We start from the raw sequence: 14,326 nt of genomic DNA, 5'->3' as shown, positions 1-14,326 counted from the left end.
TTTGTATTTCGTATAAATCTATGAAATCTGTTTTTAAAACAATCCGTTTAATTCAGCATCAATTCTATTAATAATGTTTCCTAAATCTTCAGGATTGTCAACAAAATTAATATTATCAACGTCAATAATCAATAATTTTCCTTTGGTATAAGTCTGAATCCAGGCTTCGTATCTTTCGTTCAAACGGCTTAAATAATCAATCGAAATTGAGTTTTCGTATTCGCGTCCGCGTTTGTGGATTTGCCCAACAAGATTTGGAATAGAACTTCTTAAATAAATCAATAAATCCGGAGCCTTTACTAAAGATTCCATCAATTCGAATAAAGAAGTATAGTTTTCAAAATCACGGCTTGTCATCAAACCCATTGAGTATAAATTGGGAGCAAAAATATAAGCATCTTCATAAATCGTTCTATCCTGAATGATTTTTTTGCCACTTTCGCGAATTTGAAGCACCTGACGGAAACGGCTATTTAAGAAATAGATTTGTAAATTAAATGACCAACGTTCCATTTGGTGATAAAAATCGTCTAAATACGGATTATCAACCACATCTTCATAATGAGGCTCCCATTTAAAATGTTTGGCTAATAATTTGGTCAAGGTGGTTTTTCCTGCGCCGATATTTCCTGCTATTGCTATGTGCATTACGGTGTTACGATTTTATAATTTACAATTTCTTTAGCTGTAAAAATAGATAAAATTTGGTCTTTATAATAGAAATTGTCAAACGATTTTTCTAAAATTTCAATTTCAGAAATTATAGCTATTTTCTCTTTACTAATCTCTCTTAAATACAACTGGTTACCTTTGCTGAAAATGTACTTTTGAGCATCAATTATTTCAATTTTATCAAAATCCGAAACATTTCCAAGACTTGTGATTTTTCCGAAAATATCACAGGAAAACCAATTGTTTTTTTTATCGATCCAATAAAAAGTGTTGAAATCTGTCTGATAATGTTTTATAGGTTCTGTTAATGGAATAGAAACCGTTTTGTATTCATTTTTTAAATAATCAAACAACCCAATTTGTTGATTAAGGGCATTGTAAATCCATAATTGATTTTGAGTCGACATTCCGATGGCGCTCACGACAATTGGAGTTGCATTTAATGAAAAATTGATTTCGGTAATTTTATTTAATTGGTTATCTAATAAAACAACAGTATTGAAATCTTCATAATACAAAACTATTTTTAGCGGATTCTGCAAGTCAGTTTTTGTGATTCTTCCTAAAGAAACATTTTTGTATTCAAAAACTTCACTTCCTTTAAATTTACTAAAAACATTGTTGCTAATCTGATAACTAAATCCGAATGAATCTTGGCCTAAATATTCATCAGCAGTATTGTTTAAATGAGAAATTTGGGTTGCATTTATTTTTGGATTTTGTGCCGAAAGAACAGTGGGAATAACAGCAATTAAAAGGAAAAATAAAATATTTATTGCTGTTTTAGTCATGATTTTTTGGGTTTCGGTCGTGCCAAATTACAAAAAACCTTACGATAAAAGTTTAAAAAGAAGAGATTTTGATGATTTTGCCATTTAAACCTTTTTCAATCGTAATAGTCTAAAAAATAGCGCATTCTGTCTATGCCTTCAAAGCATTGATATATTATATTTTTGGTATTTTAAAAATAATAATACATTTGAGTGTAAGTTTTATACGATTTGCCCAATTTAAAATAAAATGAAAATGAAAAAAGTGATTTTTTATATGTCTTTAATGCTTGTGTTTACTCAAATGCAGGCGCAAAAAGATTTTCAGGGAATGGCCGTTTATGAGTCAAAAACGCAGGCTCCAAAAATGGATGGAATGCGTGCCAATAGAGATATTACGCCCGAAATGCAAAAAAACATGGAAGAGCGAATGAAAAAAATGCTTGAAAAGACTTTTGTTTTAAATTTTGATAAATCGGCTTCTATATATAAAGAAGAAGAAAAACTAGAAACTCCTGGACAACAAGGAGGAGGAATGCGTATTATGATGAATTCCTTCATGGGAGGCGGAGGTACTTTTTATAAAAATGTAAAAAGCAAATCATATACGGTTGACAAAGAATTTATGGGGAAAGAGTTTTTGGTGGTTGATTCTTTGCCAAAACTTAACTGGAAAATGGAATCTGAAACCAAAATAATTGGTGGTTATACTTGTTATAAAGCAACAGCGGTAAAAGAAGCCAGCAAAACTGATTTTAGAAATTTCAGACCAAAAAATGCTGATGATAAAAAACCTGAAGAGAAAAAAGATGATGTAAAGAAAACTTCGGGCGAAACTAAAACGAACTTTCAGGATAACTTCGAAATTCCTAAAGAAATTATTATAACTGCTTGGTATTCTCCGGAAATTCCAGTTAACCAAGGGCCAGAAAATTATTGGGGTCTGCCTGGTTTGATTCTGGAAGTAAATGACGGAAGAACAACTATTTTATGTTCTAAAATTGTTTTGAATGCCAAAGATAAAGTCGAAATAAAAGCGCCTACAAAAGGAAAAACTATTTCTCAGAAAGATTACGACGAAACCGTAATCAAAAAAATGGAAGAGTTTAGAGAAATGAACCGCGGTCGTGAAGGTGGTCCTGGCGGTGGTCCTGTATTGATCAGACGATAATTGTAAGCACATCATCTTTTAGATTTTCTCCATGAAAAATATACTTTTTTTTGTCATTTTTTTAATGACCTCGATATCTTTTGCTCAAAGTGTCCGTTTTGACGGCGTTATTCAGGACGAACAAAAAAATCCGTTGGAAATGGCTAATATCATGGCTGTAAACAACGGAACCAAAGCAATGGATTCTTACGGGATTACAAATGACAAAGGGAAATTCCAGCTGACTTTGAAGCCAAATACTTCTTACACCGTTAAAATAAGTTATCTGGGAATGAAATCTAAAGAAATAGCAATTTCTACCAATACAGAAAATATTGTTCAGAATATTGTTATGGACGGCGCCGGAATAGAACTTGAAGGTGTTGAAATCGTACGCGAAATGCCGGTTTCTATAAAAGGAGACACAATTGTTTACAATGCCGATTCTTTTAAATCGGGAACAGAAAAAAAGCTGGAAGATGTTTTGAAAAAATTGCCTGGCGTTGAGGTAAATGCCGATGGAGAAATTGAAGTTGAAGGGAAAAAAGTTAGCAAATTGATGGTGGAAGGGAAAGATTTTTTTGACGGAGATACCAAACTTGGTGTTAAAAACATTCCTGCCGATGCTATTGATAAAGTTCAGGTTTTAAGAAATTATAATGAAGTAAGCCAATTGAAAGGTCTAGAAAATGATCAGGATAATGTGGCTATGAACATCAAATTGAAATCGGGTAAAAAGAACTTTTGGTTTGGAGATGTTACTGCCGGGGTAGGCGTTGCAGAGCTCGATAGCCGTTATATAATTAATCCAAAATTATTTTATTACAGTCCAAAATACAGTATTAATTTAATTACCAATTTTAATAATATTGGTGAATTGCCACTGACGGTGCAGGATTATTTCAAATTCACCGGAGGTTTCAAAAACATGATGAAAAAAGGCGGAAGTAATTTTAATGTTTCGTCAAATGATTTAGGAATTTCAGTTTTGAGAAACAATCGGGCTAAGGAAATTGAAACTAAATTCGGCGCGACGAATTTCTCTTACAATCCCACAAAAGCCTGGAATATTAGCGGTTTCGGAATTCTTTCGGTTTCAAAAACAGATTTAGAAACCAAATCAAAAACTACGATTTTAGATTCTGGCGATCAGCAGAAACGTGATGAAATGACGCATCAAAAAAATAACTTGGGACTTTTTAAATTGAGTTCGAGTTACAAACCAAGTGATAAATTTCAGTTCGATTACGACATCTTAACCAAGTTGTCAAAACAAAATGAAGATACCGATTTGCTTCGAGAATCGGTGGTGAATAATGTTTCGACAGTTGAAACTATCTTGACTCAAAAGAAACAAGATCCAACTTCAGTAAATCAGAATTTGAGCTTGTATTATACGCAAAGCGACAAAAACATTTTTGCTTTTGAGGCACAACATTTGTATCAGGACGAAAATCCGTTTTATAATGCCAACCTGCGTTCGCAACCTTTTGATTTGGCCGGATATATTTCAGGACAAAACCGAAATGATTTGAATCAGGATCGTTTTGTGAAAACAAATAAATTAGATGCAAAACTGGATTACTATTATATGGTAACGCCAAAAAGCAATTTCAATGTTACTTTAGGAAATACGTATTCCTACCAAAATTTTAATTCGCATATTTTTCAGATGCTCGATAATGGCAATAAAAATGACTTAAATGCCGCAGAAAACAATAATGATGTTGATTATAGATTTAATGATGCTTTTATTGGATTTCATTATAAAATCCTGACAGGAAAATTTACGTTGACACCAGGAGTAAGTTTGCATACCTATCAAATGACAAACGGGCAACTGGGAACAGATTATTCTCAAAGTTTTACCAAAGTACTTCCTGATTTCTTTGCTTTATATCAAATCAAAAAATCGGAAACGTTGACGTATAACTTCTCTTTGTCAAATGATTTTACAGATATAAATCAATTGGCGGCAGGTTATGTTTTGTCTGATTACAGCAGTTTGTTCAGAGGAAACCGTTTCTTGGAAAATGCAACTTCACAAGTACATTCGCTTCGTTATTTTAAATACAATATGTTCAATTTTGAAAATATTTTTGCCAACGCAACATACACTAAAAAAGTTGACGCCATAAAAACAAAGGCAAATTTTGATGGAATCAACCAATCATCAGTTCCTTACAATTCTAATTTAGCCGATGAGACTTTAAGCGGAATGGGAAGTTACGGACGTTCTTTCTTGAAAAATTATAAAGCATCAGCAACAGTAAGTCTGAATTGGTCGAAATTCAATAATATTCAGAATAATGTTTTGGCAACAACAGAAAGTTTTGTCCAGAGTTATACTGTAAAAGCAGCGACAAATTATAAAAACTTACCAAATTTAGAACTTGGATATAATGCCTTAATTAATCAATACAGCGGTTCGACTTATTATACTGACAAACCTTTTGCAAGATTAGATTATTATTTCTGGAACAGTTTTTCATTTGTTTCGGAATATGAATTCTACCATTATTATAATGGAAACAAAACGGTAGATAATGAATATGATTTTTTAAGCGCCAGTTTGGTTTACCAAAAAAAGGACAGCAAATGGGAATATAAAATTTCGGCAACGAACATTTTAAATACAACATATTTGAATGATGACAGTTTTTCACAGTTTTCTACACGAGTTTCACAATACACTGTCCAGCCTCGTTACATCATATTTTCAATGAAATATAATTTGTAGTATTTTAATTGCTAAATCATCAATTTTAATGACTTGTTTCGATAAGAATCGAATATCTTTGCTTGAAATTATTAACAGCAAAAAAAATAGTCATGCGCAAGTTTGTGTGGAGTGTATTACTCGTGATTACAGGAATTTCCTATTCATTTTGTCAAGTGAAAGGAATAGAAAAAGGAACTTATTTATCTACAAATAAAGGCGGAAAAATCAAACTGAATTTATTAGATGATAATAAATATGAGCTGGTTTTTTATACGGGTAATTATGAAATTAAAGGCGATTCTTTAATTTTTATTCAAAAAGAAAAATCAGAAAGTAATTTTAATCTTGCTTTTGCAACCGATAAAAAGGCAAAAAAAGTTAAAATCAAGTTTCCAGACTCGTCTTATTATTCCTTTTATATCGGAACTCAAAATGGGACTGAAGATGTTGTTTATCAAAGATTATCAGACATCAAAACCAAAATAGATCCAAATTGGGAAAAAACTGATTTAGAATTTGGAATCGAAAAAACAAATTACTTGTATTTGGTTTATGAGGATTATGATGGAAAAAGCAATGTTTGTAAATATGCTTTGCCAAAAGATGTTTCTGAAGTAACGGTCACTTATGATTTTGCGCCATTGGGTGATTTGAAAATTGGCGGTTTTTTTGACAGAAAAACAAATGAATTGAAAATTTCGGAGCCTGCCGGTAAAGATCCTTTGGTATTTTTAAACGAAAAAGACCCACAGCCTGTAAAGGAAAAAAAAGTAATTCCTCTTGAAAGTCAAATAATTTCTAATTGGACTTATCCAGGCAAAGAAACAATTTCTCCAATTGAAGAATTTGATCCAGCTGCCGCGGTAGTGGATAGCGCTGCTGTAGTTGATTATGCTGTTGCTCCTCCTGCAGTTCCTTTACAATACGATTTTAAACTCAAAATCGAGAATAATTTAAAAAGTGCTTTATCAGCAACAAAAGAAGCTAAACTGAAATTTTTGGTATTTTATTCTAACGCAAATAAAACTGTTGGGAAAGAAAGTTTTGATGCCTTTGTAAAAGATCAGAAAACGCAAATAGCTTATAATATGTATGATGCATATAATCCTGTATATGATGTTTATAATTATTATTTAGCTGGAGCCGATGATAAAAAATGGCTTAAAAACAATAAGATAACAAATGATCCAATCATATTGGTTTTAAATGGTGAGGGAGATATTTTGGCATCGGCAAAATCTGATTTATCAGACAAGAGTTACCAGTTTGGATATTATGGTGATTTATATAAAAAACTCCAGCGAGCGAATGCTTTTGTATACATAAATAAGACATTCAAAAATAAAAAAGCGACGGATGCAGATTTGATCAGAGCATTTAATAGAGCTGCGGTTTTGGAAATTTCATACGATTACGATTCAGATTCTGGAGCAGAAGTTGCTAATTCTACAGAATTTGTACTGACCAAAATTTCATCAGATAAAAAAGAAGTTGCTCAAACTTGGAAAAACTTGATCGAATCGCATCAAAAAGATTCAAAACCAGATATGTATTTGGTTGAGACTATTTTAAGAGAAATCAAAAATCAAGGTTTTACGAAACAACTTTTTAATGAAGATCGAGTTTTGAATGATACTGACTTTCTTTCTATCGATTACCTTTTAAAGTATGCAGATAAAATTGAAGAGAATCGTTTAGATTTTAATAATAAGGAAGGCGAAGTTCATAATTTAGGGATTGTGATTTCTGAAATTTCTGCAGCATTACAGGCTAACAGTTATATTGCTCAGGAGAAATCTTCTTCAGATATAAATAAGGATAAGAACATTTCGGTTTATAAAAAGATCATTGCTTTAGGAAAAGGAAATTTTGAATCGTACAGTAATTATTTCCAATATTTAAACAATGCAGAAGATGCAACTGCTTCAAACATCGATTTCTTAAAAGAGTTCAGTACCTATTTTGATTCTAATTTAGCGTCATCGAGTCCAATTGAAAAATTAGATGCAATGTTTTCGGCTTTAGATTCATCTTCGTCATATGCTTATGATGGATGGAATTCTTTTAAAGATTATCATTCAAATCTTTGTAATAATGCTGCATGGTCAGTTGTGTTGCAACCACAAAATGCTAATTTTTTAAAAGAAGCTATTAAATGGTCTGAATATAGTTTAGTTGTGACCAAGAACAACCCTTACTATTTAGATACTTTGGCGCAATTGTATTATAAAGACGGTCAGAAACAAAAGGCGATTGAAACACAGACTTTGGCAGTTAAATATTTGAATACGGTTACGGAGCCTGAAACAGCAACTGATATTCAGGAAACTTTGACCAAAATGCAAAACGGAACCTATTAAGGTTTTACAAGTAAAATAACTAAATCAAGCGCACAGATAACGCGGATTAAACGGATTTTCGCTGATTTAATATAAAAATCCGTTTTCATCGGTTTAAATCTGTATTATCCGTGTGCCATAAAATATTAATACTTGTGAAAAATGCAATGGCTGTCTGTATTGACGGCCATTTTTGTTTATTAATCGTTGCTATTCGCTGTTTTTGATGTTAAAAAATCAAAGATTTTGCCTCGAAATGATTAAGTTTGGATTATAAAATTAAAAAGTATGAAAAACAAAATGATCCTTGGTTTACTTGCCTCTGGAGCAATGACTTTTGCTCAGGCAGTTAAAAAACCATTAGTTGCGGCAATAACTGATAAAGATCTTAGAACCGATATGTATCAAATGGCGGGCGACCACTTTAACGGCCGTGAAGCTGGAACGCTTGACGAATTAAAAGTTTCAATGTGGCTTGCCAATAAAGCTAAAGAAGCCGGAATGGCTCCAGCGGGTGACGACGGAACGTATTTTCAGTTTTTTGATTTATACAGGCATCAGGTAACGCCAAATACAAAGTTTAAAATTGGCCAAAAAGAATATAAATTATGGAAAGAAGTTTTGGTTGCAGAAACGACTAACATAAAGGTTGAAGGTTCATTAGTTTATTTAGGAGCGGCAACAAAAGAAGAAATTGAAAAAGCCGACATTAAAGGAAAAGCAGTTGTTTTATTGGCTTCAAAAGAAGGAATTGCAGATGATATTTCGCTTTTTGACAGAAGATATCCTGGTTTAGTTCGAAACAAATACTACGATCTTGTTGTAAAAAAAGGTGCTGTAGCGCTTATTATGGTTGCTGATGAATTAGCTGAACAAAGCTGGTCTCAAGTTGAACCACAAATGACAAGAGGTATTTACGGAATTGAAGGTTTCCGTGATAAAATTGGAGCAACAATGCCAGTTTTTTGGGTACACGGAGATCAATTGGAATATTTAAAAACCACTAAAGATATTTTGTCAACTGAAGTGGTTTCTGAAACATACAAATATCCTTCAGTAAATGTTGTGGGTACAATTGCCGGAACAGATCCTAAATTGAAAAATGAATATGTACTTTTCAGTGGACATCAAGATCATGACGGAGTACGTCAAAAATACGGTCAGGATTCTATTTATAATGGAGCAGATGATAATGCAAGTACCTGCGTAGCGATGTTGGCAATTGCAAGAGCATATAAAAAACAACCAGGAAAAAGAACCGCTTTATTTGTATTTCATGGTTCTGAAGAACGTGGTTTGTTAGGTTCAAGATGGTATGCAGCGCATCCTACTGTTCCAGAAAAAGATATCGTAGCAGTTTTAAATGGAGATATGATTGGAAGAAATAATGTAAATCAAGCAGCATTGCTAGGTTCTAGTTCTCCTCACGAAAATTCATCTGATTTGGTAGCAATTGCGAAAAAAGCAAATGATGAAGGGCCAAAATTTGATTTGGATAAACTTTGGGACAGACCGGAACATCCAGAGTATTTTTACTTCCGTTCCGATCATTTGCCTTATGCGAGAAAAGGGATTCCTTCGGTTTTCTTTACAAGCGTACTTCACAGTCAATATCACACGCCAATGGATGAATCTGAAAATATTGATTACGTGAAACTCCGTAAAATGACAGAATGGATGTACCGCACAGGATGGATTTTGTCAAACGATGCTAATCGCCCGAAAACATTGCCAAATGTACAATTAGAAAGATAAGTTCATAATAAAATAAAAAACCCGATTTCAAATTTGAAATCGGGTTTTTTTATGTTTAAGATTTAGATTGAATTACAATCCGAATGCAGCTTTAACTTGGTCAACAAAATCAAGTTTTTCCCATGTAAACAATTCAACAGTAACTGTTTTTTCATTTCCACCTGGAGCAGAGAAAGTTTTAGTTACAGTTTCTGGTTTGCGTCCCATGTGTCCGTAAGCAGCAGTTTCGCTATAGATAGGGTTTCTTAATTTCAAACGTTGCTCGATAAAGTAAGGACGCATATCAAAGATAGCTTCTACTTTTTTAGCGATTTCACCGTTAGTTAAGTTTACTTTAGAAGTTCCATAAGTTTCAATGAAAATACCCATTGGCTCAGCAACTCCAATTGCGTAAGAAACCTGAACTAAGATTTCATCAGCAACACCTGCAGCAACTAAGTTTTTAGCGATATGACGAGTTGCATAAGCAGCACTTCTATCTACTTTACTTGGATCTTTTCCAGAGAATGCACCACCACCGTGAGCACCTTTTCCACCGTAAGTATCAACAATAATTTTTCTTCCTGTTAAACCAGTATCTCCGTGAGGTCCTCCAATAACGAATTTTCCTGTTGGGTTAATATGGTAGTTGATTTTATCGTTGAATAAATGTGCGTGTTCTGGGTTTTTAGCGATAATTCTTGGAATAAGAATTTCGATAATATCTTTTTTGATTTTAGCTAACATTGTAGCTTCTTCATCAAAATCATCATGTTGAGTTGAGATAACAATCGCGTCAATACGAGTTGGTTTGTTATCGTCGCTGTATTCTAAAGTTACCTGAGATTTAGCATCTGGACGTAAGTACGTGATTTCTTTGTTTTCACGTCTTAAAATAGCTAACTCTTGTAATAATTTGTGAGATAAATCAAGTGCCAATGGCATGAAGTTTTCCGTTTCGTTTGTAGCGTAACCAAACATCATTCCTTGATCTCCTGCACCTTGCTCTTCTGGCTTAGCTCTGTCAACACCTTGATTAATGTCTGCAGACTGCTCGTGAATTGCTGAAAGAATTCCACAAGAATTCGCTTCAAACATATATTCACTTTTAGTATATCCAATTTTACGGATTACCTCACGTGCAATTTGCTGAACATCAAGATAAGTATTCGATTTTACTTCACCTGCTAAAATAACCTGACCTGTTGTAACTAATGTTTCACAAGCTACTTTTGAATCAGCGTCAAATGCCAAAAAGTTGTCAATTAATGCATCCGAAATTTGATCTGCAACTTTGTCTGGATGCCCTTCACTAACAGATTCTGACGTAAATAAATAAGCCATAATAATGTATTAAATTAAAATTAAGCGAGGAAAATAATTGCTAAAAAGGGCTAAAGGAGAGTTTCTGCTTTAGCATTTTTTACTGCCGAAATTAATCTCCCGGCACTCATAACGAACCATTTCATTATGAAGAGGTTGCAATCAGTTCAAATTTTTCCTCTGTATTCGGGTGCAAAGGTATAAAACCATTTTGATTTGCAAATTAAAGTTCAACTTTTTTTATTTTTTTAAAGAGAAATTTAACAGAAGTATATTAGTTTGATAGGGTAATAGAAAATATTTTGCTTTTTGTTTGGCTAGTTGAAAAATAGTTCGCAACTTTGCCTCGTTAAAATAACAGAAACAAATGAAATTAACAGTTTGTAATATGATGTCTTGTATGATGCCGGAACTTTCCGCAGAGACTCTGTTGTAATTTTTTTTCAAAAATAGATATAGAAACCTCTGCAGGTCGCAGAGGTTTTTTTTTGCTCAAAATGAAAAACTTTAATTTTTTTAAGCCAAAACATTAACTAATCCAGTAAAAAGAAATGAAAAAAAATGTACTAGCCTTTTTAAGTATCTTGACATTTTCAGGAATTTATGCACAGGAAAACAAAACTGAGCAGGATACGCTAAAAAATAATGAATTATCAGAAGTTACGATTGTGGGATCTAGAAGTAAAAACAGAGTAAAAACGGATGTTCCGGTTCCCGTTGATGTTTTTAGTATTACTGAAATTACAAAAGGAGCGCCGCAAACAAGCGTAACTCAAATTTTAAATTATGTTGCACCGTCATTTACTAGTAATCCTACATCAACGGCAGATGCAACAGATCACGTTGATCCGGCTCAATTAAGAGGATTGGGACCCGATCAGGTTTTGATTTTAGTGAACGGAAAACGAAGACATACAAGTGCTTTGGTAAATATAAATGGTTCACCAGGAAGAGGTTCTGTTGGTACAGATTTAAACGCTATACCATCTTTTGCAATTGACCGAATCGAAGTTTTAAGAGATGGAGCAGCTGCACAATATGGTTCTGATGCAATTGCGGGAGTAATTAATATTGTTCTTAAAAAGAATGCTAATTTTATTTCGGGCGGAATTCAGTACGGAGCTAATTTATCTTCTGGATCTAATGATTTCAAAGGCGGAGCTGATGGGCAAACACTGCAAGTTGATTTAAATTACGGAACTTCATTAGGAAAACCTGGAAGTTTCCTAAATGTTACGGCAAGTGCCGTAACTAGAGAAGCAACAAGCAGAGCCGGCATTAGAAGTAATGCTATTTTTAACGCTTACAATGCCGTTGAAAATAGAGCTGCACAAAACGGTGTTCAAATCAACTCGCTATTCAGTAATATTAACTCAACTCCAAATTCGGCGCAAATTTTAAGCTCTTTAAAACAATATGCACCACAGGTAGGCTATTTTACTACTGCTCAGCAAAATGCAATCGCGGGCGCAACAACAATTGCACAAATGCAGACAGCATTGAATTTTGATGTAACCAATAATGAGCTTCAATACAGAGGTCAGCAGAGAAGTGATTATAATATGAGCGTTGGACAGTCAGAATTGGCATCGGGTCAGGCTTATTATAATGCAAAATATCCTTTGACAGAAACGACTTCTCTTTATTCTTTTGGAGGGATATCGTATAGAAATGGGAAATCATATGCTTTCAACAGACTTCCAAATGGTTCAGGAACTTTTACTCAGGTGTATCAAAACGGATTTCTGCCAGAAATTGAGTCAAAGATTTTAGATGCTTCTGCTGCCGTTGGAGTGAATACAGAATTATTCGGATTTGATACTGATTTCAGCACGAACCTCGGAACAAATTCTTTTCAATATGATGTAAACAATACCATAAATGCAACTTTGGGAACCAATTCTCCTTTTAGTTTTGATGCAGGAAAAGTTTCGTTTTTGCAAAGTACAACCAATTTAGATTTTACCAGAAAATATGATGTTCTTGCTGGTTTGAATGTTGCTTTCGGAGGGGAATTTAGATATGAAAATTACCAAATAAAACAAGGAGAAGAAGCTTCTTATGGTTTGTATGATGTAAATGGAGCTTTGGTTTCGGGAATTCTGCCAAGTAATTCGCCATTAATTGTTACCGACTTTTTTGGGAACAAACGTGGAGCAGGGGCGCAGGGATTTTCAGGGTTTCAACCATCAGATGCGAAAGAAAAAAATAGAAATAGTGGCGCAGCATATCTTGATTTGGAATTAAATGTAACAGAAAAATGGCTTGTAAATGGAGCATTGCGTTATGAAAATTATTCTGATTTTGGAAGCACAACTATTTTCAAATTAGCGTCTCTTTTAAAACTGAATGAAAATATCAACTGGAGAATTTCTGGACAAACTGGTTTTAGAGCGCCATCATTACAGCAAAAATATTTTGAATCAAGTTCGACTCAATTTATAAATGGATCGCCATATCAGGTGGGTTATTTTACAAATGATTCAGAAGCAGCAAAAAGTATTGGTGTTGAAAACCTAAAACCTGAAAAATCAAAAAGCATCAGTACAGGATTTACATTTAAAATTCCGGAGGCAAACATAACAATTGCAACAGATGCTTATTTTACAAGAATCGACGACAGAATCGTTTTGACTGGTCAATATTCTAGACCAACAGATGCTCAAATTGCTGCAGCTACAAGTCCTGAACAAGCGGAAGCACTGACTTTATTCCAACAAGCATTTGACACAAAAGGAGTTGAAAGAGCGTCATTTTGGACGAATGGAATCAACTCTGAAACAAAAGGAATTGATTTGGTAATTTCTCAGAAATATGATGTTATTCCAGATTTTATTATCAGAAATGATTTGGCTTTAAGCTACAATGAAACGAAAAGAGTAGGAGATTTAAATGTACCGCAATCTATTATTGATGCAGGTGGTGAACCTTATAAATATTCATTTTTTCCGGAGTCAAGCAGAGTGTATTTAGAAGAAGCAATTCCGAGATTGAAAGCGAACTTAATGACAACTTTCAGTATTAAGAAACTGGACATTTATTTAAGAAACAGCTATTTTGGAAAAGTGACAGATCCAGGAGCGACTGATGTGAATTTAGATGGATTTTCATCTGTGTATGAGCACCCGGAATACAGCGCAAAATTAGTTACAGATTTATCTTTAGGATATCAAATCAACGAACATTTTAGAGCAACAATTGGGTTTAATAATATAGGAGATGTTTATCCGGACAGAAATAATCCAGCAACTCCGGCCTTTACAAATACAACTCCAACGTTGTCTCCGGCACCAAGTACAGATTTAAGCAATGCAAATCAGTTTGCATATTCAAGAGCAGTATCGCAATTTGGACTGAACGGAAGATTTGGTTTTGCACGTTTGAGCTTTAAATTCTAAAAAAAATATAGGCCACAGATTTTACTGATTAAATGAATTAGCACTGATTTTTAAAATCAATGTAATCTTTTTATCCCGATAGCTATCGGGAGTGGCTAAATTTTTCAACTTATAAATGGTTTTGATAATACATAGGTTCAGTATTACATTAAATAAAAGAGAAAACCTGTCATAATCGGTTTAATCAGTATAATCTGTGGCCAATTTTTAAAAGGGAA

At 33.6% G+C, this 14,326-nt stretch carries 8 protein-coding genes; 5 read left to right on the top strand and 3 right to left on the bottom strand.

What is annotated here, in order from left to right; genetic code table 11:
- Nucleotides 1-33 precede the first annotated feature (33 nt).
- The gene (locus GQ47_RS04665) at nucleotides 34-648 is read right to left on the bottom strand and encodes a deoxynucleoside kinase (protein WP_035645628.1); all 615 of its coding nucleotides are present in this window, start codon (nucleotides 646-648) and stop codon (nucleotides 34-36) included.
- Nucleotides 648-1,463 carry a hypothetical protein gene (locus tag GQ47_RS04660; protein WP_035645626.1) on the bottom strand — a complete coding sequence of 272 codons (816 nt, stop codon included), beginning with the start codon at nucleotides 1,461-1,463 and terminating at the stop codon, nucleotides 648-650. The genes GQ47_RS04665 and GQ47_RS04660 overlap by 1 nt, the downstream gene beginning before the upstream one ends.
- Before the next feature lie 235 nt (nucleotides 1,464-1,698).
- On the opposite strand from GQ47_RS04660, the gene GQ47_RS04655 reads away from it, so the two are divergent.
- From GQ47_RS04655 to GQ47_RS04640, 4 genes are all read left to right on the top strand, one after another.
- Entirely contained in the window at nucleotides 1,699-2,613 is a 915-nt protein-coding gene (locus GQ47_RS04655; protein ID WP_035646805.1) for a GLPGLI family protein, read from the top strand.
- A gap of 64 nt (nucleotides 2,614-2,677) precedes the next feature.
- A complete protein-coding gene (locus GQ47_RS04650; protein ID WP_035646803.1) occupies nucleotides 2,678-5,332 on the top strand; it encodes a carboxypeptidase-like regulatory domain-containing protein in 2,655 nt (884 codons plus the stop codon).
- Nucleotides 5,333-5,424: 92 nt separating this feature from the next.
- Nucleotides 5,425-7,674, top strand: a complete 2,250-nt coding sequence (locus GQ47_RS04645) for a hypothetical protein (protein WP_035645624.1) — start codon at nucleotides 5,425-5,427, stop codon at nucleotides 7,672-7,674.
- Nucleotides 7,675-7,941: 267 nt separating this feature from the next.
- Nucleotides 7,942-9,408 (top strand): M28 family metallopeptidase, encoded by a 1,467-nt coding sequence (locus tag GQ47_RS04640; RefSeq protein WP_035645623.1) that lies wholly within the window; start codon nucleotides 7,942-7,944, stop codon nucleotides 9,406-9,408.
- A 72-nt stretch (nucleotides 9,409-9,480) separates the two neighbouring features.
- On the opposite strand, the gene metK is transcribed toward GQ47_RS04640, so the two are convergent.
- Nucleotides 9,481-10,731 carry a methionine adenosyltransferase gene (gene metK, locus GQ47_RS04635; protein ID WP_035645622.1) on the bottom strand — a complete coding sequence of 417 codons (1,251 nt, stop codon included), beginning with the start codon at nucleotides 10,729-10,731 and terminating at the stop codon, nucleotides 9,481-9,483.
- A 530-nt stretch (nucleotides 10,732-11,261) separates the two neighbouring features.
- On the opposite strand from metK, the gene GQ47_RS04630 reads away from it, so the two are divergent.
- Entirely contained in the window at nucleotides 11,262-14,108 is a 2,847-nt protein-coding gene (locus GQ47_RS04630; RefSeq protein WP_035645619.1) for a TonB-dependent receptor plug domain-containing protein, read from the top strand.
- Nucleotides 14,109-14,326 lie beyond the last annotated feature (218 nt).

The organism is Flavobacterium sp. ASV13 (assembly GCF_000745775.1).
In the GTDB taxonomy this organism is placed as follows: Bacteria; Bacteroidota; Bacteroidia; order Flavobacteriales; family Flavobacteriaceae; genus Flavobacterium.
The sequence above is the reverse complement of the archived record's forward strand: the minus strand, read 5'-3'. Positions and strand labels throughout refer to the sequence as shown.

Coding starts and splice junctions, on each gene's coding strand:
- GQ47_RS04665 (WP_035645628.1), bottom strand. CDS start 648: ATGCACATAGCAATAGCAGGAAATATCGGCGCAGGAAAAACCACCTTG.
- GQ47_RS04660 (WP_035645626.1), bottom strand. CDS start 1,463: ATGACTAAAACAGCAATAAATATTTTATTTTTCCTTTTAATTGCTGTT.
- GQ47_RS04655 (WP_035646805.1), top strand. CDS start 1,699: ATGAAAAAAGTGATTTTTTATATGTCTTTAATGCTTGTGTTTACTCAA.
- GQ47_RS04650 (WP_035646803.1), top strand. CDS start 2,678: ATGACCTCGATATCTTTTGCTCAAAGTGTCCGTTTTGACGGCGTTATT.
- GQ47_RS04645 (WP_035645624.1), top strand. CDS start 5,425: ATGCGCAAGTTTGTGTGGAGTGTATTACTCGTGATTACAGGAATTTCC.
- GQ47_RS04640 (WP_035645623.1), top strand. CDS start 7,942: ATGAAAAACAAAATGATCCTTGGTTTACTTGCCTCTGGAGCAATGACT.
- metK (WP_035645622.1), bottom strand. CDS start 10,731: ATGGCTTATTTATTTACGTCAGAATCTGTTAGTGAAGGGCATCCAGAC.
- GQ47_RS04630 (WP_035645619.1), top strand. CDS start 11,262: ATGAAAAAAAATGTACTAGCCTTTTTAAGTATCTTGACATTTTCAGGA.